This is a genomic window from Ampullimonas aquatilis (genome assembly GCF_049675895.1).
GTDB lineage: Bacteria > Pseudomonadota > Gammaproteobacteria > Burkholderiales > Burkholderiaceae_D > Ampullimonas > Ampullimonas aquatilis.
This window is the reverse complement of sequence record NZ_CP183834.1, coordinates 313,569-333,599: the sequence shown is the minus strand read 5'-3', so window position 1 is coordinate 333,599 and position 20,031 is coordinate 313,569. Positions and strand designations below refer to the sequence as shown.

Here is a 20,031-nt window from a genome sequence, read left to right as displayed (position 1 = left end):
CTTTCTACAAATAGAGTTCCAGACGAAAACCTGCTTATGCAACCCTGAATCGGGCCACGGAATTTTTAAGCTGTTCAGCCAGCGCAGTCAGCTCACGAATCGAACTGGCAGTCTGTTGCGTACCCTCAGTAGTCTGCTCAGTTACTTCCAGAATGTGCTGAATGTTTTGTGCCACACCACCTGCCGAATGAGCCTGTTCTGCTGTATTTCTTGAAATGGTTTCAATCAGTTCAGACAGTTGTTTAGAAACCCGACCGATCTCACCGAGCGCAGAACCTGCCGCATCAGACAGCTTGGCACCCTCAACCACACCCTGAGTACTTTTTTCCATCGCACTCACCGCATCTTGTGTATCGGTCTGAATCGTACGAACCAGCGCACCAATCTGTTTCGTCGCCTCACCAGAACGTTCCGCCAGTCGCTGCACCTCTTCCGCAACCACTGAGAAGCCTCGACCCGCTTCACCAGCAGAGGCCGCCTGAATCGCAGCGTTCAAGGCCAACACGTTGGTCTGTTCAGTAATGTCAGAAATCAGTTCGATAATCTCACCAATCTCCTGGGAGGATTCACCCAGTCGTTTGATCCGTTTGGAGGTTTCCTGAATCTGTTCACGAATTTCGTTCATGCCTGAAATCGCATCCTGCACCGCGCGTTGACCTTCTTCTGCAGCTTGCAGAGATTGACGCGCCACATTGGCAGATTCCGCAGCATTGCTGGAAACTTCGTTAATCTGTGAAGCCATTTGCAGCACCGCTTCACCAGTTGCCCGAATTTCACGAGACTGCTCTTGTGAAGCAATCATCAACTCAGTAGAAATCATTTCAGCCTGGCCAGAAGCCTGTGTCACCTGCTCAGCGGCGTTAGTCACGCGACCTACCAGGTTGCGCAACTCTTCCACTGTGTAATTAACCGAGTCAGCAATCGCGCCTGTAATATCCTCTGACACCGTAGCTTGTTGCGTCAAGTCACCATCCGCCACTTCCTGCAACTCGTTCATCAAGCGCAAAATCGCAGCCTGGTTAGCATCATTCTGACGTCTTACTTCAAGCTGACGATCTTCTGCTTCCAGACGACGCTGTTCTGCTTCCAATGCCACTTCGCGGCTTTCTTTCAAATACAAGGAAGACAAAATTGCGGCGCCCAGCAATGTGATCAGACCACACAAAACCATTGGAAGTCGGAACCAGAGTCGGTTTTCAGAACTATCCACATAAACGTCACGTAATCCCGTCAGTTCGGAACGCAAATTTTCGTTGTCTTCAAAAATAGACTTGGTCGCTTGTTTAGCAGCAATCAAACTTTGCAAATTGCTCAAAATCAGGCCGGATGATTCTTGAATATTAGTAAATACATTGGCCAACTCCTGAAGCTTGGCCTTTACTTCTGGATCACGTGATTCGGCAATTCTCAGATTGCTGTCACCATGATTGAACGCATCCATCAGATCACGGAATGTGTTGGCATCCTTACCCAGCAAGAAAGCAGTTTCAGGACTGATACCCTCAATACTCAAAAACTGATTCACGCTCTTACCAAGTCGCTGGGTCAACATCATCAACTGACCTGTTGCTGCAATCTCTGTGTTACTGACATTATTTCTTAACTTGAGTGCTTGAATCTGCTCAACCAACTCCAGCATAACGGGTGTTTCATCATTGAAACGTTGCATCGTATTACCGAAATTCATCAGCATATCCTGACGTTCCAACACGGCTTGCGCATTTTTATCAGAGTTACCCCAATCCTGCGCCAGCTTCTCCAGCTTCAGCGCCGCTTCACCAGAGCTGTTGTTCTTCAAAATTTCAAAATCCCGATTGATCGTATCGCGGCTTTCCTTTAACTGTGCAAACGCAATGCTCTTACCTTCCATGGCACTCGGTACCGCTTTGGCCAAACGCTGTGAATGCATCAGCATTTCACCAGAAATATTGGCCTGCGAACCAGCCTTGGAAGCCAGGTAACTATCTGCCACCATTAACACCACCAGACCGGTCAGTGACACACCCACAATCTTGAACCAGGTTCTAAATTGCTGTTGTTTATTCTGGCCGGAAAAAATCCCTTGTACTGCTTCGAGGACACCACCAATCTTGCCAGCAAATGCGCCAAACTGAAGTGCACTGGTTTTCTTATTGCCTGAGTCAACTACATCGTTTTCGGCAGCGACAGCCATTGCAGCATGATCCATTGACATGGTCGCTCCGCCTGCTTGAACAGACATATACCCATCATCTGCAGCATCAATCGCCTGAGTAGTCACGCTATGAAGAAAATCTGCAGCCTCTTTTTTGGCAAGTTTGAAACTAGGCAGTTTGAGTGCCATATGCATACCTCGTTTGGTTATTTTTTAAGAATGACAACGGGCTGATGTCTCCGCCCACCTTCCCCGTTACTTTTCAATTTTTCTTTTTTGTTGCGCGCTGCTAAATCTACTTGGATACCTGTAAAAACCTGGGATCCTGAGCCAGTTCTTTCAGAGAAAGTCTGGTCCATTGCTGCTCTGATGCATCAATGAATTGCGGTTGACCACGTCCATCTTCATGGCCTGCCGGTTTCATTTGCAAAAGATTTTTGAGGCCCAGCATGCGACTGATCAGAATGGCCGCATGGGCATCAAGTCTTGCGTTAAACGACAAAATCCGACTTTCCTTGCCCAACGGTGTCGCTGCCAGACCAAGAAACTCATTCAGATCAATCACACTGGATAATTCACCCCGAATATTCAACAACCCTTTGAACCATGTTTGTGTCAATGGCACACTGGTCGGTGCACTGACTGGCAGAATTTCACCCGCCTCGGTCAGGTCAATCAACCAATTGGTTTTACCGATTTGCACACCCAGCGCAGTCGTACCCAACTGAGCTGTTTTAGCCAAACGCAAACGTTCAATCAGGTCGGCCTGAAAATTTGGCAAGCTGATCTTTTCACGACGCAACCGTCGCGTTGGTCTTTCCTGTAGATCGATTTCGGACATAGCTGCCTTCCGCTTTCCTTAGTTTGGGTTTAAGAAAAACTCGATTTAATTAAGCGCCGCAATCTTGTTGAGCAGTTCGTCAGGATTGACTGGCTTAACAACGTAATCTTTAGCGCCTTGGCGCAATGCCCAGATCTTGTCAGTTTCCTGATTTTTGCTGGTACACATGATGACGGGAATACCACTGGTTTCCGGGTCTTTGGTAATCGAGCGGGTCACCTGAAAACCATTCTGTCCTGGCATGATGACATCCATCACAATCAGTTCAGGCTTATCCAATTTGATTTTGGAAATGGCTTCTTCACCATTTTGTGCTGTCGTCACGGTATAACCATTGCGGGTCAACAGGTCAGAAACAAAAAACAGCTCGGTTGGTGAGTCATCGACTACCAGGATTTTAGAAATTGGCATGGTTCTCCCTCGTGTGTATTTAATTATTAGTTAGTCACTACTGCGAGCTTGTTGGCATAAGCTTTAACAGTTTTGATCAGGCTATCTTTGGTGAATGGCTTGGTCAGATAATCATCTGAGCCAGCCATGCGACCGCGTGCACGGTCAAACAAACCATCTTTGGAAGACAGCATGACCACCGGTGTTTGACGGAATTTATCGCTGCGCTTGATGAGCGAGCAGGTTTGATAGCCATCCAGACGTGGCATCAGAATGTCGCAAAAAATCAGGTCTGGCTTGTAATCGTTGATTTTGGAGAGTGCATCAAAGCCATCCTCGGCCAAAATGACCTCGAAGCCAGTTTGTACCAGGAAAATTTCCGCACTACGGCGAATCGTGCTGCTGTCATCAATGACCAGCACTTTGAAGCCTGTCTCTGATTGCTGCATACCCATAATCTGTCTCGCTTTAAATATGTTGCTGTTAAATGTCAGCTTTATTTACAAATCGATTCTAGCTACAGAGTATTTGCCGCTACAAGTAACCATTTGTTTCTAGTTAGAAATAGCGGGCATATTTCAGGTTTAAACAAGCCGTATTTCACGGTACACCCAATACGGCGCTTGATTGTCCTAAATCTGCACCATTTCAAAGTCTTCCTTGCGGGCACCACACTCCGGGCAGGTCCAATTAATCGGCACCTCTTCCCAGCGAGTTCCTGGCGCTATCCCCTCTTCTGGTGAGCCTTGTTCTTCATGATAGATCCAGCCACATATCAGACACATCCAGCTTTTATATTCGTTAGCAGACACTTCAGTTTCCTGTTTTAAGTTGTTAAATAAGTTGTTAATAATCGGCTATGCGAGAATAGCAGCTTGATTTTACGTGATGAAATCACTCATCCTGCAGCTAAGACCTCATTTGTATTATTAACTAATGTCAGAATCTCTTACAAAACCCAATACCACCGCTGTCGTACTGACAATCGGCTTTGCTGATCCGACCGGCGCAGGTGGCATTCAGGCCGATTTGCTGACTTTTGCCAGCATGGGCAGTCATGGCCTGAGCGTCATGAGCGGTCTGACGATCAGTGACTCTACGGGTTACGACGCTTTTCAGGCCATTGATAGTGACTGGGTTGACGACCAGGCCCGCGCCGTTCTGGAGGATATGCCGTGCACTGCCATCAAGATTTCGGAGGCGGGCAGCCTGGAAAATATTGCCGTCATCGCAGAAATCGCTTCGGATTACCCTGATTTGCCCTTCATTTTTGCGCCCTCGCTGGCCTTGCACAATTGCCTGGAAGAACAGGACAATTTCGGTTATCCAGAATTACTGGAGGCCGAGGTCGGCCTGCTGCTGTCTCAATCTTCGCTCTATATCGCTCATATTGAGTTAGCCATGCGCCACGCCTTTTCGGATACCAGCGATGTCGATGGCAGCGACACCAAACAAATTGCGGATAGCCTGTTGGCGCGTGGTTGTGAGTATGTGCTCCTGCTAGGCACGACCGACCTGCGCAAACCTTTCTGCAGCTCGCTCTATGCCCAGGAAGGGCTGGTACGCCAAGATATTTGGGAAACCCCGCCTTACAGCTTGATGGGCGCGGAAGACACTCTGGCTGCAGCGATCAGCACATTATTGGCGACTGGCCTGGAAGTGCCTGTCGCTGTCGCTGAAGCCCACGAGTTTTTGAAAAGCAGCCTGCAACAACCCTTGCGTCTGGGCATGGGTCACACCCTGCCCGACCGTTTTTTCTGGATCCGCTCCGAAGAAGATCAATAACGCTATCTGTCCGATATTTACTTTGAGTATGCCTATGAACAACGAAACCCTCTTTGCTCGCGCCCAGCGCGTCATTCCTGGCGGTGTTAACTCGCCAGTGCGCGCTTTCAAGTCAGTCGGCGGTACGCCGCGCTTCATCACCCGCGGTGAAGGCCCTTATATTTTTGATGCCGAAGGCAAACGCTATATTGACTATATCGGCTCATGGGGCCCGATGATTGTTGGTCATGCTCATCCCGCTGTTACCGCGGCAGTTCAACAGGCTGCGGCCAGTTCTTTGTCGTTTGGTGCACCGACCGAAGCCGAAATTGAAATTGCCGAACAAGTCATCAGCTTGCTGCCCTCTGTTGCGCAAATTCGTTTTGTTTCGAGCGGCACCGAAGCCACGATGAGTGCGATTCGTCTTGCTCGCGGCGCCACCGGGCGCAATAAGATCATCAAATTTGAGGGCTGCTACCACGGTCACGCCGATAGCCTGCTGGTCAAAGCCGGCTCGGGCTTGCTGACTTTTGGCAATCCCAGTTCGGGTGGTGTACCGGCCGATGTGACCAAGGACACGCTGGTACTTAACTACAACGATACCGCTCAGCTGGAACAGGCATTTGCCCAATTTGGCAATGACATCGCCTGTGTGATCGTGGAAGCCATTGCTGGCAATATGAATCTGGTGCGTGCCAAGCCCGAATTTTTGCAAACCCTGGTCAGCCTTTGCACCAAACACGGTGCAATCAGTCTGTTTGATGAAGTGATGACCGGCTTTCGGGTTGGTTTGCAGGGCGCGCAAGGCCACTATGGTCTAACGCCCGACATCACTGCGCTCGGCAAAGTGATTGGCGGTGGCTTACCCGTTGCCGCGTTTGGCGGTAGAAAAGACATCATGGCCAATCTGGCGCCACTTGGAAATGTGTATCAGGCTGGCACTTTGTCAGGTAATCCGGTCGCTGTCGCGGCAGGTTTGGCAACCTTGAAACTGATCAGCACTGCCGGATTCTTTGACAAACTCGGTGTGCAAACCCGTAAATTGGCTCAGGGTATGGCTGATTTGGCCAAAGAAGCCGGTGTGCCATTTTGTTCAGACGCTGTTGGTGGCATGTTTGGCCTTTATTTTGCCGAGCAGATTCCAAGCTCCTATGCCGAAGTCATGCGCGCCGATGTGCCACGCTTCAACAAGTTTTTCCATGCCATGCTGGATCAGGGTGTGTATCTGGCACCTTCTGCTTTTGAAGCTGGCTTTGTGTCAGCGGCTCATGACGACGCAGTGCTCGATCAAACTTTTGATGCGGCCAGAAAAGCTTTCAAGCAGATTTAAAAATTTGATGATGGATTTTTGATTGATGTGGCCTGGATGACTTGACACTCGCCAAGTCATCAGCCACACTTGAACCATGTCAACCGCACAGACCCTTTCATTGATCGCATCGATCACTGCCTGCCTGCTCAGTATTGAGCTGGGTCTGTCTGCTATGGCTTCTTTACGTGCACGCCGTTTGGTAATTGCACGTCCTGCTGCTCTGACGCTACTAGCTCGTCTAGCGTCTGGCACACGCGACTAAACACCTCTCCCTTTCTGCTATTGCTTTTGTTGTGGTTCACTCGCTGAACCACTCCTATATCGTTTATGTGCCTCGCTTATGTGCCATTGGTGCATGCTACTTATTCGCTGCACCTGCTTTTTGAAGGACTCATCATGTTGAAATATCCCACCACCAAGTATCGTGCCTTTGCGCCAGTCAGTTTACCTGATCGCCGTTGGCCCAATCAAACCATTACCCGACCGCCAATCTGGATGAGCACCGATCTGCGTGATGGCAATCAGGCGCTGTTTGAGCCAATGAATGCCGAACGCAAGCTGGCCATGTTTCAACAACTGGTCAAGATCGGCTTCAAGGAAATTGAAGTGGGCTTTCCTTCTGCCTCGCAGACGGATTTTGATTTTGTGCGTCGTTTAATTACTGAAAACCATATTCCCGATGACGTCACCATTGAGGTGTTGACCCAGGCGCGTGATGACCTGATTCGCCGCAGTTTTGAATCCTTGCAAGGTGCACGCCGCGCGATTGTGCATATGTATAACGCCACCGCGCCCAATTTTCGCGAGATTGTTTTCAAGCTCGATCAAGCTGGCGTCAAACAGATTGCCGTCGATGGCACACGCTTGATTCGCGAGCTGGCCAACGCCAATCCACAAACCGAATGGGTTTATCAATATAGCCCCGAAGTGTTTAGTGGCACCGAACTGGCCTTTGCCAAAGCGGTGTGTGATGCCGTCTCGGCCACCTGGCAACCCACAACCACCGCCAAGATGATTTTCAACTTGCCCGCCACGGTAGAAATGAGCACGCCCAATGTCTATGCCGACCAGATTGAATGGATGCATCGTCATCTGGAACGCCGTGACAGCATTATCTTGAGTGTGCATCCCCACAATGATCGAGGCACGGCGGTGGCCGCAGCCGAGCTGGCCGTCATGGCTGGTGCTGATCGCGTGGAAGGCTGTTTGTTTGGCAATGGCGAGCGCACCGGTAATGTCGATATCGTAACCCTGGCCTTGAATCTTTATACCCAGGGCGTGCATCCTGGTCTTGATTTTTCCAATATCAATGAAGTGGCTCGGGTGGCTGAACATTGCACCCAGTTGCCCATTCATCCGCGCCACCCCTATGTGGGTGATCTGGTATTCACGGCGTTTTCGGGTTCGCATCAGGACGCCATCAAAAAGGGCTTTACCGCACAAACACCTGACAGTTTGTGGGCTGTACCTTATTTGCCCGTGGATCCGGCCGATCTGGGCCGCACTTACGACTCGATCATTCGCGTCAACAGCCAGTCTGGCAAAGGCGGTATCGCCTACTTGCTGGAAACCGATTACGGCATTGTCATGCCACGGCGCCTGCAGGTTGAGTTTAGTAGCGCGGTACAAAAAGTCACCGATGGCACCGGTCAGGAAGTGACATCGGCGCAAATCTGGGAACTGTTTTCCGACGAATATTTGCGCCAGCATGAGCCGATTCGCTATATCACCCATCACTTGCGTGAAATCGATCAAAGCAATCCAAGTGCACAGGCAATTGATTTGACCGTGCGCATCATGGGCCATGAAACCACGTTGCACGGTCAGGGCAATGGGCCTATCGACGCCTTGCTGGCTGCCTTGACGCCAATGATCAAAGTACCGTTGAAACTGCATAGTTATGAAGAACGCTCGACCAGTCAGGGCGCGCAGGCAACTGCGGTGGCCTATGCCGAGATGGTGGCCGATGGCATGGCCGGCAGCGTGTTTGGCGTGGGTCTACACCCCAATATCGTGACTGCGTCGGTGATGGCGGTGATCAGCGGGATCAATCGGGTACACGAACGCTTGATCGACGGCAGTACGATTGCCAACACTCAGGAAGTGGGACTGTTTACCTTACCGCAAACCGTGTGAGGTCTTTCACCAGCCAACTGGGAAAAAATATACTACTCTAGTGTAATTTTATAAGGCCAATGAATAGGCACTTAAGCAAGTAAAAATAGCCCATACTCTATATGAGTATGGGCTATTTTGCATTCATTCAAGGCCAAATTGATTCGAATGGTTCAGTGAAAAAACAGCGTCGCCAAACCCAGAAAGATGAAAAACCCCATGCTGTCAGTGGTAAAGGTCAGGAGCACCGATGAACCCATCGCAGGGTCCCGATCGAGTTTATGCAAGGTGAGCGGCACGAGCGTACCGATCACTGCGCCCACCAGCAGATTGAGCAACATGGCCGACATCATCAATAAACCCAGCGTCACGCCTTGAGCTGTGTGACGATACAGCAGCCAGGCAATACCTCCCGCAATCACCCCCCAAAACACGCCATTGAGCGTGGCAATCGCCAGCTCTTTCAGAATCAGCCGTTTGACATTGGCAAAGTTGACTTGGCCGAGCGCAATCGAGCGAATAAACAGCGTCATGGTCTGGTTGCCTGAGTTACCGGCAATCCCGGCCACAATCGGCATGAGGGTGGCCAGCGCGACCACTTTTTCAATGGTCGCCTCAAAGCCACCAATCACACGACTGGCAAAAAAGGCCGTACACAAATTGACCGCCAGCCAGAGCCAACGGTTTTGTGCCGACTTCCATACCGAAGAAAACAAGTCTTCCTCTTCGCGCAAACCGGCTTGAGCCAGCACTTCGGCTTCACTCTCTTCACGGATCACGTCCATCACTTCGTTGACCGTCAGGCGACCAACCAGCCGACCAAACTTATCCACCACGGGTGCTGACACCAGGTCATAACGCTCAAAAGCTTGCGCAGCTTCACCGGCATCGTCATCCGGTTCGAGCGTGAGCACCTCACGATCCATGAGATCTTGCACCTCGGCGTCCGGCTCATTCAAGAGCAGCTTGTCAAACGACAGGCTACCCAGATATTTATCCTTGCGATCCACTACAAACACCTGGTCGGTCTGCTCGGGTAATTCTTCAAAACGACGCAAATAGCGCAGCACCACTTCGAGGGTCACATCTTCGCGAATCGTGACCATTTCAAAATCCATACGCGCACCGACTGAATCTTCGGGATAGCTCATAGCTGCGCGCAGTTGTTCGCGCTCTTCAATGGTCAGGCTCTGTTCAACTTCTTCGATCACCTCGGCTGGCAAGTCAGGTGCCAGATCGGCCAATTCATCGGCATCCAGACCTTCTGCAGCGGCCACCAGTTCTTCGGTGTCCATGCTGGCAATCAGTGTTTCCCGAACTGCATCGGACACTTCCAGCAAAATATCGCCGTCGCGCTCGGCCTTGACCAGATCCCAAACGACCTGCCGATCCTTAAGTGGCAAGGCTTCCAGAATGTAGGCCACGTCAGCAGGATGCAGCTCTTCCAGCACACCGGCCAGTTCAACCAGATGTTGCCGATGAACCAGGCTTTCTACCAGATTGTGGCGTTCGTAATCGTTGCGCGCTTCTTCCTGTCGATGCACCAGGTTTTCAACCAGATGAAACTTGGCCAGCAGCTCCTGCACCCGCGCCAGCGCGTGTTGCAGATCTTCTGTGGCGCGTGGCTCACTGGCCTCGACCATGGGGCGTTGGACGTGGTTGGCGTTCATGGCAACTCCGCACTGCCCATACGACGGGCAATCACTCCAGAACGTTGTGCCAGGTAAGGTGAATTGCGGTTCTGATCAAACTTACGCGGACTGGGCAACATCACCGCCAACCGCGCTGCTTGTGCAATACTCAGATTGGCCGCCGATACATTGAAATAATGGCGTGACGCCGCCTCGGCACCATATACGCCGACGCCCCACTCTACCGAGTTGAGATAAATTTCAAAGATGCGTTCTTTATCCATCCAATATTCGAGCATATAGGTAACGATAAATTCCTGTGCCTTGCGTAAATAACTGCGCTCACCGGTCAAAAACAGGTTCTTGGCCAACTGTTGCGTGATGGTCGAACCACCGACCATGATTTTGCCTTTCTTGCTGTTCTTTTCATAGGCTTTAAATATCGCATCCCACTCTACACCATCGTGTTCTGCAAAATTTGCGTCTTCTGAGGCAATAATTGCACGTTTTAAGTGTCGCGAAATTTGTGCATAGTCGACCCACTCGTGCTGCAATTTGATATTGGGCTGCTCTTTGGCCAGGATATGTTGCTGGGCACGCATAAATGCTGTGGAGCCTGGATTGACATGCACCCATAAAGCAATCTGCGCAAACAGATAAAGTTGAATCCCGATCAGTCCCACACAACTGATCCAGAAAACGCGCCATATCAGGCTTTTCAGCATACCGATCACCGTCTGCCTGACAATTAACGTAACGATTGCAAGACGGCTTGCGTGTCAGGCTTGACCTGGCGCCACAAGTCAAATGCGGCGGCAGCCTGCTCAACCAGCATGCCCAGACCATCGGCCACCTGTGCGCCATGCGCTTGCGCCCATTGCATGAAAGGCGTGGCCTTGCCGTACATCATGTCATACGCCAGCACGGGTTTGCCAAAACTGGTCGGTGTCCGCCAATTGGCAGGCAAGACCAGTTCATCAGACAAGCCTGTCGAGGTGGCATTGATGATGATATCGGGCACCGGCAAATCGCTATCAAAACCGCTGGCCTGCAATACCACGCCCAATGACTGCGCGGGCAATATCTTGGCCACCTCGTCACATAAGGCTTGTGCCTTGGCAACAGTTCGATTGACGATAGTCAGGCCCGCCGGTTGCTGCTCCAGCAAAGGTTGCAACACGCCACGCGCTGCGCCACCAGCACCCAACAAAACCACTGACTTGCCACGAATGGCGATTTGATGGTTCAACGCAATATCATTCACCAGACCCACGCCATCCGTGTTATCGGCAGTCAGCTCGCAACCATCCCACTTGAGGGTATTCACCGCACCGGCCAATTGGGCACGCACGGTCATGTGTCGCTGCAAGACTGGCATATTGCCAATACTTTGCACTTGCTGCGCCCAGGCAAAGGCATCCAGCTTGAATGGCACTGTGACGTTGGCACCTTTGACGCCAATGCCAAACAACCAGTTGGCAGCTTCTGCAAAACGATCTTGCGGCACCAGCAGCCGGCCATAATAAATCGACTGCCCCGACTGCCTGGCAAATTGACCATGGATCAACGGTGATTTGCTATGTGCAATGGGATGACCGATCACCACATAGCAATCAGTCTGTTGCGCAAGATCGAGTAGTTCACTACCGCCCGCCGCGTAATCGATGACTTCGTTCAAATCAGCGGCCATAGGATTGTGTGCTGGTTTCAAGACCATCATCACGCGTAAATTTAAATTTGGAAATCACTTCCAGCTCATCATACTGAGCCGCAATTTCAGACGTGAAATGTCCAAACGGCGCAGAGGAATAGACGATCGCCTGCGCCCGCTTATCAAGCTCAGGATTGCCGGAAGCCTCGCGCAATTCAATCTGTTTGATGCTGCCATCAGGCTTGATCAGAATTGCCAACACCAATTCACCATAGAGTTTTTGTCCGTTGATTTGCGGGAAGTTCAGTGTGCCACGCTTTTCAATGCGCTCCCGTAATTGGGCGTAATACATCGCATACACCGTCTCTCGCGTATTGGCCGAGATCTGCGCACGTCGTGGTTCTTTTTGTGATTGCTGGGTGGTTCGCTCAATCGCACCATCCAACTTGGCCAATTGACGGGCTCGATCCATCAGGTCTTGCCCGGAATCTTGCACAGGTTCAGCATCCGGTTTTTTATCGGTTTCCTTTTCCAATGTCACCTTGCGCTCTTTGAGATCAGTCATGAGCTTGCGTTTTTCAACTTCAAGCTGCTCTATCTTCTTGCGCGTCTCAATAACGGAATCACCTTCCTGGGTCGACACAGTCGGTGGCAAGGGTGTGGCAACCCGGCCATTTTTGGCATTGCCACCACCATCCAGATTGGCTTGCGCCAGGGCTTCGGGCTTGACGGGTTTTGAAACGCTCTTGGCATTGACCAACACCACTTCCAGCGGAGAGTCCGATGCCTTGATTGCCTGAATCGCTGGCGGTACAAACTTCACAGCCAGCAACACCACATGCAATGCCACCGATACCACAATCGCCAGACCCAGCGGGCTTTTGAGCCTGAAGCCGCTTTGCATGACAGCGGGTTCGATCGGGTCTTCGTAAACTGCAGCAAGTTGTGGTGACATCATGATTGCATTCTCACAAACGTATTGGTTGCAACATCACTCGGGCTGTGCAGACGAGGGTTGCGTTTCGTCCGGTGCCGCCAAATTATCCGCCAACTGATCTTCCAAGTTAGCGGCCTCTGGCGTGGCGATCTGTTCATCGCTCACCAACGCCTCCTGTTCCAGTTCGGCATCATCCAAAGCGCCAACGTCATCAGACTCGCCACGCGCCACTTCGGCAAAACGCGCCTCAACATCGGTGGTCACTTCATCAACGGCCAGGATGTTGAGCCAGATCTGCGCGCCGCGCGGCAAGCTGGGCAACGAAGGCATTTTAAAGACCAGTGGAATATCGGCCAAGCGCACAACTTCATCTTTTAATACCGCAGCCAGCAAGCGCTGTTCGACCTGCCCGCCGACTTTGCCGTGTTGAGCCAGCCAGCGCAAACACCAGTAGCGTTCCATATTAGATTGAAAGTCACCATAAGCACCATAAGCTGCATCAAAGGCACTCACAATCGACATCAGTTCGGCTGATTTGGGCTTGAAGGGCGCGGCCAAAGCAGCCGCCACACCATTGTTGACCACGGCAATGATCTGCCACTGATTGACTAGATCGGTATAACGTCGCAGCGGTGAGGTACTCCACGCATACTGCGCCACACCCAGACCCATATGCGGCGCGGCATGTGTGGTCATGCGCACTCTGAGTTGGGTGGGTGTACCAGTTTGCGAACGATAGATGCCTGGCACATGGTGATCTGCCAGCAACTTGCCCCAGGTGCTGTTGGCCAGAATCATCAGTTCGGCAACAATCAAATCCAGTGGTGAACCACGCTTGCGTTTGACAATGCGTACCTGCTCCTGACCATCCACCTCGTCAATCAAAAAGTTGTAGTCGGTACGATTATTGTTTTCCGGACGCAATCCATAACCAGCTCGCGCCTCGGCACGCTTGACGAGCAAGGCCTGGGCAAAATGCCAGAGCCAGGTGATTTCCTTCTTAAAGGCATAGTCACCCTGATCAGCTTGCAGATTGGCCTCGGTAATCACTTCATCAAGTTTGTCATGACGCAGATTGCTGGCAATCTGTACACGTTCAACCTTTGATTCGGTTGCCACAACACTCAAGTCATCCGGATTCACCGTGGCATATAAGGACAATGCCGCGCAGGACTTACCTTCATTGAGTGAATAATGATTGACCAGCTCGTCAGGCAACATGGTGATCTTGTCACCCGGCATATACACCGTGGACATGCGAGTACGTGCCACCTGATCGATGGCATCATCTGGCTTAATCGCCAGTCCCGGTGCGGCAATGTGTACACCAACCCGAATCTGACCATCGGCCAGCCAGGTGACCGACAAGGCGTCATCAATTTCGGTCGTGCTGGAATCATCAATTGAAAATGCCTGAACTTCAGCCAGCGGCAAACTGGCAATATCAAACTCTGGCGCAGGTAAAGGGGCAAAGCCAGTGCCATGCGCAAAGTGCTCTGTTAAAAAACGCTGCAGATGCAATTGATGTGCTGAACTAAAAGCGCCAATGCGCAACATCAATTTTTCAATGGACAGACCGGTAGCATGGGCCGCCGCATCCAGTGCCTTATATTCAATGGCATTTTTATCTGGGGTAAAAGTCCAGAAAGCCGGTTTCAACTTATAGGGTTCTGGCAAGGTAAACTGCTGTAATTGCGCTTCGTAATCAGCCCGTTTGAGTTCGAGCAGACGCTTTTTTTCAATCCCGGCCAGCGCCGCTTTGAGTGTTTCGGCACTGGCCGTTTTGTAATTGCCACGCCCTTTGCGATTGAAATAAACCGGTGCGCTATGCAGCTTCATCAGCAAACCTGCCAACTGACCCGGTGTGGCTTTACCGCTGAAATAGTCAGCGGCCAAATCAGTAAAAGCAAACTCTTCCTGTGGTGCACATTCCCACAAAAAGTCCAGATCCAGCTCACTTTGAACAACGTCGGCTTCGGCCAGCAACTGGCTTGGTGTCGGCGCCTCAAACTGCAACAAGATGGCGTTGGCTTTCACCTTGGTACGTTTACCGGTGACAGTTTCAACCTGATAGGCACCACCCTGCTCAGACAATACGGTGCCGGCCTTGAAGTCGCCACTTTCTTCAAACAGCAGATTCATGACAACACTCCGGCAAAGGCCAATACCTGATCGGCATATTGGGCAAACTCAGTAATACCATGATCACTGCCTGCCAGCACCAGTTGCCGGGCACCCGGGTAATGCCTCACCATATCGCGCCAATCAAGCACTTCATCGCCCTTGCTGGCGATCAGAAAGTAACGTTGTGGGCAGGTTATGTTGGGCACCATCAGCGCCCGGAGTTCATCGATATATTCGCGCTTGAATTCAAACGGTTCGTTATTATGAAAATAGGTACTCACGCCAATATAACTTTCCAGATTTTCCGGCGGCTTGACCGCGGGATTGAGTAAGACTGCACAACAGCCCATTTGTTCAGCCAGCCAGGTAGCATAAAAACCGCCCAATGATGAGCCAATGATGGTCAAGTCTTGAGCATCAATTGATTTGACGAGCGACTGGGCCAATGCAATGGCCTGTTTTGGCGAAGCTGGCAAAAACGGGCAAACCCATTGATGGGCCAGACCCACAGCAGTCATCTTGTCAGCCAATAACTGGGCCTTAAAGGATTGGGGTGAAGAACGAAAACCATGCAGATACAAAATCATGCCGCCAATGCCTTTAACAGCTGATTATGAATGCCACCAAAGCCACCGTTGCTCATGACCAGAATCTGATCTCCAGGTTGTGCGACCTGCGTCACGGCCTGTACCAAAGCTGTCAGATCATCAAATGCCTGCGCTTTGTTACCAAGCGGGGCCAAGGCTTCAGCCAGATTCCAGCCCAACGCATCTTTACCCGCCTTGGCACCATAGCCAAATACCCGATCCGCACCCTTCAGACTATCAGGCAATGCGGCTTTCATGACACCTAGCTTCATGGTATTGGAACGGGGTTCCAATACCGCCAAAATCCGCGCTGCCGGATTGGTTTTACTGATCTGTTTGCGCAAGCCATCCACAGTGGTTGCAATGGCAGTGGGATGATGCGCAAAGTCGTCATAAACCTTGATCCCACGAACTTCACCACGAACTTCCATGCGCCGTTTGACGTTTTGAAACTTACCCAGCGCTTCACTAGCCACCGGGATAGGCACACCGACATGGCGAGCTGCAGCAATCGCGGCCAAGGCATTATTTTGGTTGTGCGCACCTTGAATCGTCCAATTGACGGTACCCGCGTGCTTACCTTCAAAGATGACATCAAAGTCAAACGGATTGACTGTGCCATTGGGCACCAGCCGCCAATGCGCTTTTTCTGCCGCTGGCTGGCTGGCATCAAACCATTCCCGCTCACTCCACAAACCACGTGCCATCACGCGCTCTAATGAGGCTTCATGCCCGTTGGCAATCACGCGGCCAATACCAGGGACGGTGCGCACCAAATGATGAAACTGGGTTTCAATGGCCGTGATATCGGCAAAAATATCGGCATGATCAAATTCAAGGTTATTCAAAATGGCCGTCTTGGGCCGGTAGTGAACAAACTTGGAACGCTTATCGAAGAAAGCCGTATCGTACTCGTCAGCCTCAATCACAAAAAATGGTGTGTCTGTCAGACGCGCTGACAAACCAAAATTAAGTGGTACACCACCAATTAAAAAGCCCGGGTTATAACCAGCATAGTCAAGAATCCAGGCAAGCATGGAAGAAGTGGTGGTTTTGCCATGCGTGCCGGCAACCGCTAAGACCCAATGTTGATGCAAGACATTTTCACCCAGCCATTGAGGGCCAGAAATATAAGGCAATTGGGCATTGAGTATGGCTTCCATGAGCGGATTGCCACGTGATACCACATTACCGACGACAAATAGATCAGGCTTCAGCGCAAGCTGCTCGGTGCCAAAACCTTCGATCAACTCAATGCCCTGAGCCTCCAATTGAGTGCTCATGGGCGGGTAAACATTGGCATCGCAGCCGGTGACCTGATGACCTGCAGCGCGTGCCAACAAGGCCAGACCACCCATAAAGGTGCCACAAATACCGAGAATATGAATGTGCATGAAAAATTCTTAAAGTCAGAGAGTCCGGGTTCCTCAGTCGACTTACGAGGAATGCAGCGGCGAAACCCCTGATTTTAGCTGATCGAAGCGTCTTCGTTGGCAAAGAACGCCAAGACCTCTTGGCGCTTGACCAATGTATCACCATAACCTAGCCGAACCAGCGCCTGGGTATAACCGGATTCAAAAAGTAAATAGCTGGCCAGCGCTGCGCCACGTGCTTCGGTACCACCCACACCCCCCAATAAAGCACGGATTGGACGAGGCAAGCTGCCAATATGTTCAACCGCCAGTTTATCAAGACGTTGGCTGGGCGATATCACCAGTAAAGAGATGGGACGCAAGTCGGTATGCGCCCGCTGTTCTGGTGTCAAGACCTTCAGGGTGCGGTTAATACGTTGCAAGCGCTCAATATCACCCGACAAACTATCCAAAAAAATACTGGACAGGGCATGCCCGGAAATCTGCGCCAGACTTGGATATTGGTTGCTGCCATGCATATGCAAACCCGGCGCATTGGATTGGCTGGCCAGCTGGGATTGACCACCACCGATCACCAGGATTTTCTCTGCCCCCAAATGAATGGCCGGGCTGATCGGTGCCAGCTGACGCATGGAACCATCACCAAAGTATTCGGTGCGATCACCCAGCTTGAGTTCGTGCGCAGGAAAAATAAAGGGGATGGCCGCCGAAGCCATCAAATGATCGACCGTAATCTGGCCAGCCTGCGCCAGACGTTGGGTTCGATGCCATGGCGCAATTGCATGAGCTGCCTGATAAAAAGTATGATGCTGCCCCGAGGTGTAGCTGGAAGCACTGACCGCCAAAGCCCGTAAACTGCCCTTTTGCAAAACCCGCTGCAAACGGTCTAGGTCCAGATACTCTTCCAGCAAATCACGCAATGGACTGTTATCGAGCAATGAGCGTGGCTGCTTGCGCAGCATCCAGCCAAACGACAGTGCGGTTAACCATTGCGAACCAGTTCGAATGACACTTAAAGAGTCACTCCGATAAACCTGTTCAACCCGAAAATGCTGCCAAACGCCAAGCAGATAATTCAGCGCCTCAGAGAAATGATCAGCGCGACTCGCCAGTGCAGCAGCGTTGATGGCACCAGCCGATGTGCCACAAATGATCTGAAAAGGACTGGCATGAGGCAGATTAGCCTGATCGAGAATTTGATGGATGCCTTTGAGCACACCGACCTGATAAGCCGCCCTGGCACCGCCACCGGTCAATATCAAGCCAGTCAATGCCATTGAGCCTCCTTGCAAGATTGAATATCGTCTCAAAACAAGGCCTGGTGAGGCCGCCAGCACCCGCATCAACTGGACATTTCGCCAAGATGGCCGTCTTTACTGGTTGCTAGCTAGGCGCTCAAGTGCATAAATAGGACCTGCTAAAAAACTCGTTATGACGCCAAGCTAGTGTGCCACGATTGCCATTTCTGCGGTGACTGAATTGCCTTTGCCATGATATTCAAGCTTACGTGAAAGACTCTTCACCAAGGCAATGCCACGTCCGGAGAAATTTTCGTTTAGCTCAATGGACGGTTCTAAATATCGTTGAAAATCAAATCCGGCACCACTATCTTCAATGTTGATACGCAGATATTTATCGTCACCGGCCAAAAAAGCATCAATACTGACTTTAAGACGGGCATGCTGCAAACTATCCAGGCGGCGTTGTCGCTCTTCCATATAAAGATCAAATCCATCAGGGCCAGATTGTTTAATTTTTGAATCCAGGCCCAAGATGCCATGATCGACGGCATTGATACAAAGTTCAGACAAAATCAATTGCACACGATTGCAAACATCTTCTGAAAGACCCATACCGCGAATCCGCTGGACCGTATTTTGAACTGGTCGATCACGTTCAATCAATTTGGCACCGATCGTAAAGCTCATGCCCCAATCTTCATCGATATCGACCGTCACCACGTCTGGCTTGCTTTCGCCATCATGTAATTCACTGATATCTTCATGCTTGCAATCCATCACCACAACAGAAATATCGTCATGCGCTTCTTGCCCATTCAAATGCGCGGTGATACGTGCCTTAATCGCTTCAAGACGATGTGCCGGTTCGACAGCCACCGCACTTTCGAGCAAAGCGGCGGTACCAACCATGTCACCATTTTTAGCTGTGGCTTCAGCTGCACCATCCGAAAAAATCAGTAATTGACCATCTTCTTTCCAATGATATACCTCAGGCTTTGCTTCAAATTCGGTCGGCGACAAAATACCCACGGGCACATTAATCGAATCAAAGCTATGTTCTGGGCGATTACCTTCAATATACCAAGCCGTTGGTCCACCACCATTCCATACTTCAATTTCACGATCACGTGGCTTGATAGAAACAAAGGTCAGTGCCACAAAACGATCACGCGGATTGAAGTTGTAGACCTGCTTATTGATTTCAGTCACCACATCACCCAAATCAAAACCTTTGGCTGTCATCGTATAAAAAGCCTGGGCCACAGGGATCAGGCTGATCGCAGCAGTCAAACCATGGCCGGTAGCATCTGCCAGAATCAAATGGAGATGACCTAAATTATTTCTCGCAGCAGCGACAATATCGCCACTAAAACCGGAGGCAGGCTGAATCCACCATTGCAGCAGTGGGTCACTCAGTTTTTCGGTACGGATGTAACGCGAAATCAAAAACTTGGCAATTTCGTTTTCGGATTCAGCTTGATCACGATACTGTTGCAACTCACTATTCGAATGTTCAAGCAGACGCTGTGCACGCACCAGTCGGCGCACGGCATTCAACTTGGCCTCCAAGATTAGAAAATTAATTGGCTTGCTGATGTAATCATCACCACCCTGATTAAGCCCAATGGCAAAATCGACATTGTCAGCCAAACCACTGATAAAGAAAATTGGCACCCATCGATTGGCACTAATTTCCTTCATACGCCTGGCTGCTTCGATTCCGCCCATACCAGGCATGATGATGTCCATCAGGACAATATCAAATCGCTGCGCGGTAAAAAGAGCAATCGCTTCATCACCACTACAAGCAATGACACTATGATGGCCCAATGTTGTCACAAACTGAGAAAGCATAACGGCATGCAGACGTGTGTCATCAACGACCAGAATGCTTAAATGCTCTCCAGTGGAATTTACGTCTTTAGTCACAG

17 protein-coding genes are annotated in these 20,031 nt (G+C 50.7%); 3 read left to right on the top strand and 14 right to left on the bottom strand.

The features are described from left to right. Positions 1–34: 34 nt before the first annotated feature. From ACMYR3_RS01540 to ACMYR3_RS01520, 5 genes are all read right to left on the bottom strand, one after another. Positions 35–1,975: a methyl-accepting chemotaxis protein gene (locus ACMYR3_RS01540; RefSeq protein ID WP_424196305.1), complete on the bottom strand. Its 1,941-nt coding sequence runs from the start codon at positions 1,973–1,975 to the stop codon at positions 35–37. A gap of 454 nt (positions 1,976–2,429) precedes the next feature. Continuing rightward, positions 2,430–2,975: a chemotaxis protein CheW gene (locus ACMYR3_RS01535; RefSeq protein ID WP_424193849.1), complete on the bottom strand. Its 546-nt coding sequence runs from the start codon at positions 2,973–2,975 to the stop codon at positions 2,430–2,432. Between the two features lie 45 nt (positions 2,976–3,020). Beyond that, positions 3,021–3,386 (bottom strand): response regulator transcription factor, encoded by a 366-nt coding sequence (locus tag ACMYR3_RS01530; RefSeq protein ID WP_424193847.1) that lies wholly within the window; start codon positions 3,384–3,386, stop codon positions 3,021–3,023. Positions 3,387–3,412: 26 nt separating this feature from the next. Beyond that, entirely contained in the window at positions 3,413–3,820 is a 408-nt protein-coding gene (locus ACMYR3_RS01525) for a response regulator (protein WP_424193845.1), read from the bottom strand. Between the two features lie 177 nt (positions 3,821–3,997). Then, on the bottom strand, positions 3,998–4,150 hold the full coding sequence (locus ACMYR3_RS01520) for a rubredoxin (protein ID WP_424196303.1): 153 nt from the start codon (positions 4,148–4,150) through the stop codon (positions 3,998–4,000). A gap of 151 nt (positions 4,151–4,301) precedes the next feature. On the opposite strand from ACMYR3_RS01520, the gene thiD reads away from it, so the two are divergent. The 3 genes from thiD to leuA all read left to right on the top strand — a co-directional run bounded on the left by thiD (position 4,302) and on the right by leuA (position 8,577). Further along, entirely contained in the window at positions 4,302–5,150 is an 849-nt protein-coding gene (gene thiD, locus ACMYR3_RS01515) for a bifunctional hydroxymethylpyrimidine kinase/phosphomethylpyrimidine kinase (RefSeq protein ID WP_424193843.1), read from the top strand. A gap of 34 nt (positions 5,151–5,184) precedes the next feature. Beyond that, a complete protein-coding gene (hemL, locus tag ACMYR3_RS01510) occupies positions 5,185–6,459 on the top strand; it encodes a glutamate-1-semialdehyde 2,1-aminomutase (RefSeq protein ID WP_424193841.1) in 1,275 nt (424 codons plus the stop codon). A 378-nt stretch (positions 6,460–6,837) separates the two neighbouring features. Next, positions 6,838–8,577 (top strand): 2-isopropylmalate synthase, encoded by a 1,740-nt coding sequence (gene leuA / locus ACMYR3_RS01505; RefSeq protein ID WP_424193839.1) that lies wholly within the window; start codon positions 6,838–6,840, stop codon positions 8,575–8,577. A 152-nt stretch (positions 8,578–8,729) separates the two neighbouring features. On the opposite strand, the gene mgtE is transcribed toward leuA, so the two are convergent. From mgtE to ACMYR3_RS01460, 9 genes are all read right to left on the bottom strand, one after another. Continuing rightward, positions 8,730–10,226 carry a magnesium transporter gene (gene mgtE, locus ACMYR3_RS01500; RefSeq protein WP_424193837.1) on the bottom strand — a complete coding sequence of 499 codons (1,497 nt, stop codon included), beginning with the start codon at positions 10,224–10,226 and terminating at the stop codon, positions 8,730–8,732. Continuing rightward, the gene (gene mtgA, locus ACMYR3_RS01495) at positions 10,223–10,912 is read right to left on the bottom strand and encodes a monofunctional biosynthetic peptidoglycan transglycosylase (RefSeq protein WP_424193835.1); all 690 of its coding nucleotides are present in this window, start codon (positions 10,910–10,912) and stop codon (positions 10,223–10,225) included. Before mtgA ends, mgtE begins: the two co-directional genes overlap by 4 nt. Before the next feature lie 23 nt (positions 10,913–10,935). Next, complete coding sequence (aroE, locus tag ACMYR3_RS01490) at positions 10,936–11,877, bottom strand: shikimate dehydrogenase (protein WP_424193833.1); 942 nt, start codon at positions 11,875–11,877, stop codon at positions 10,936–10,938. Continuing rightward, positions 11,867–12,796: an energy transducer TonB gene (locus tag ACMYR3_RS01485; protein ID WP_424193831.1), complete on the bottom strand. Its 930-nt coding sequence runs from the start codon at positions 12,794–12,796 to the stop codon at positions 11,867–11,869. Before ACMYR3_RS01485 ends, aroE begins: the two co-directional genes overlap by 11 nt. A 33-nt stretch (positions 12,797–12,829) precedes the next feature. Next, positions 12,830–14,917 (bottom strand): ribonuclease catalytic domain-containing protein, encoded by a 2,088-nt coding sequence (locus tag ACMYR3_RS01480; RefSeq protein ID WP_424193829.1) that lies wholly within the window; start codon positions 14,915–14,917, stop codon positions 12,830–12,832. Further along, positions 14,914–15,486 (bottom strand): YqiA/YcfP family alpha/beta fold hydrolase, encoded by a 573-nt coding sequence (locus tag ACMYR3_RS01475; RefSeq protein WP_424193827.1) that lies wholly within the window; start codon positions 15,484–15,486, stop codon positions 14,914–14,916. The genes ACMYR3_RS01480 and ACMYR3_RS01475 overlap by 4 nt, the downstream gene beginning before the upstream one ends. Next, entirely contained in the window at positions 15,483–16,880 is a 1,398-nt protein-coding gene (mpl, locus tag ACMYR3_RS01470) for a UDP-N-acetylmuramate:L-alanyl-gamma-D-glutamyl-meso-diaminopimelate ligase (RefSeq protein WP_424193825.1), read from the bottom strand. Before mpl ends, ACMYR3_RS01475 begins: the two co-directional genes overlap by 4 nt. Positions 16,881–16,954: 74 nt before the next feature. After that, entirely contained in the window at positions 16,955–18,136 is a 1,182-nt protein-coding gene (locus tag ACMYR3_RS01465; protein ID WP_424193823.1) for a patatin-like phospholipase family protein, read from the bottom strand. Positions 18,137–18,301: 165 nt separating this feature from the next. Continuing rightward, entirely contained in the window at positions 18,302–20,029 is a 1,728-nt protein-coding gene (locus ACMYR3_RS01460) for an ATP-binding SpoIIE family protein phosphatase (RefSeq protein WP_424193821.1), read from the bottom strand. Positions 20,030–20,031 lie beyond the last annotated feature (2 nt).

Coding starts and splice junctions, on each gene's coding strand:
- ACMYR3_RS01540 (WP_424196305.1), bottom strand. CDS start 1,975: ATGGTGGCAGATAGTTACCTGGCTTCCAAGGCTGGTTCGCAGGCCAAT.
- ACMYR3_RS01535 (WP_424193849.1), bottom strand. CDS start 2,975: ATGTCCGAAATCGATCTACAGGAAAGACCAACGCGACGGTTGCGTCGT.
- ACMYR3_RS01530 (WP_424193847.1), bottom strand. CDS start 3,386: ATGCCAATTTCTAAAATCCTGGTAGTCGATGACTCACCAACCGAGCTG.
- ACMYR3_RS01525 (WP_424193845.1), bottom strand. CDS start 3,820: ATGGGTATGCAGCAATCAGAGACAGGCTTCAAAGTGCTGGTCATTGAT.
- ACMYR3_RS01520 (WP_424196303.1), bottom strand. CDS start 4,150: ATGTGTCTGATATGTGGCTGGATCTATCATGAAGAACAAGGCTCACCA.
- thiD (WP_424193843.1), top strand. CDS start 4,302: ATGTCAGAATCTCTTACAAAACCCAATACCACCGCTGTCGTACTGACA.
- hemL (WP_424193841.1), top strand. CDS start 5,185: ATGAACAACGAAACCCTCTTTGCTCGCGCCCAGCGCGTCATTCCTGGC.
- leuA (WP_424193839.1), top strand. CDS start 6,838: ATGTTGAAATATCCCACCACCAAGTATCGTGCCTTTGCGCCAGTCAGT.
- mgtE (WP_424193837.1), bottom strand. CDS start 10,226: ATGAACGCCAACCACGTCCAACGCCCCATGGTCGAGGCCAGTGAGCCA.
- mtgA (WP_424193835.1), bottom strand. CDS start 10,912: ATGCTGAAAAGCCTGATATGGCGCGTTTTCTGGATCAGTTGTGTGGGA.
- aroE (WP_424193833.1), bottom strand. CDS start 11,877: ATGGCCGCTGATTTGAACGAAGTCATCGATTACGCGGCGGGCGGTAGT.
- ACMYR3_RS01485 (WP_424193831.1), bottom strand. CDS start 12,796: ATGATGTCACCACAACTTGCTGCAGTTTACGAAGACCCGATCGAACCC.
- ACMYR3_RS01480 (WP_424193829.1), bottom strand. CDS start 14,917: ATGAATCTGCTGTTTGAAGAAAGTGGCGACTTCAAGGCCGGCACCGTA.
- ACMYR3_RS01475 (WP_424193827.1), bottom strand. CDS start 15,486: ATGATTTTGTATCTGCATGGTTTTCGTTCTTCACCCCAATCCTTTAAG.
- mpl (WP_424193825.1), bottom strand. CDS start 16,880: ATGCACATTCATATTCTCGGTATTTGTGGCACCTTTATGGGTGGTCTG.
- ACMYR3_RS01465 (WP_424193823.1), bottom strand. CDS start 18,136: ATGGCATTGACTGGCTTGATATTGACCGGTGGCGGTGCCAGGGCGGCT.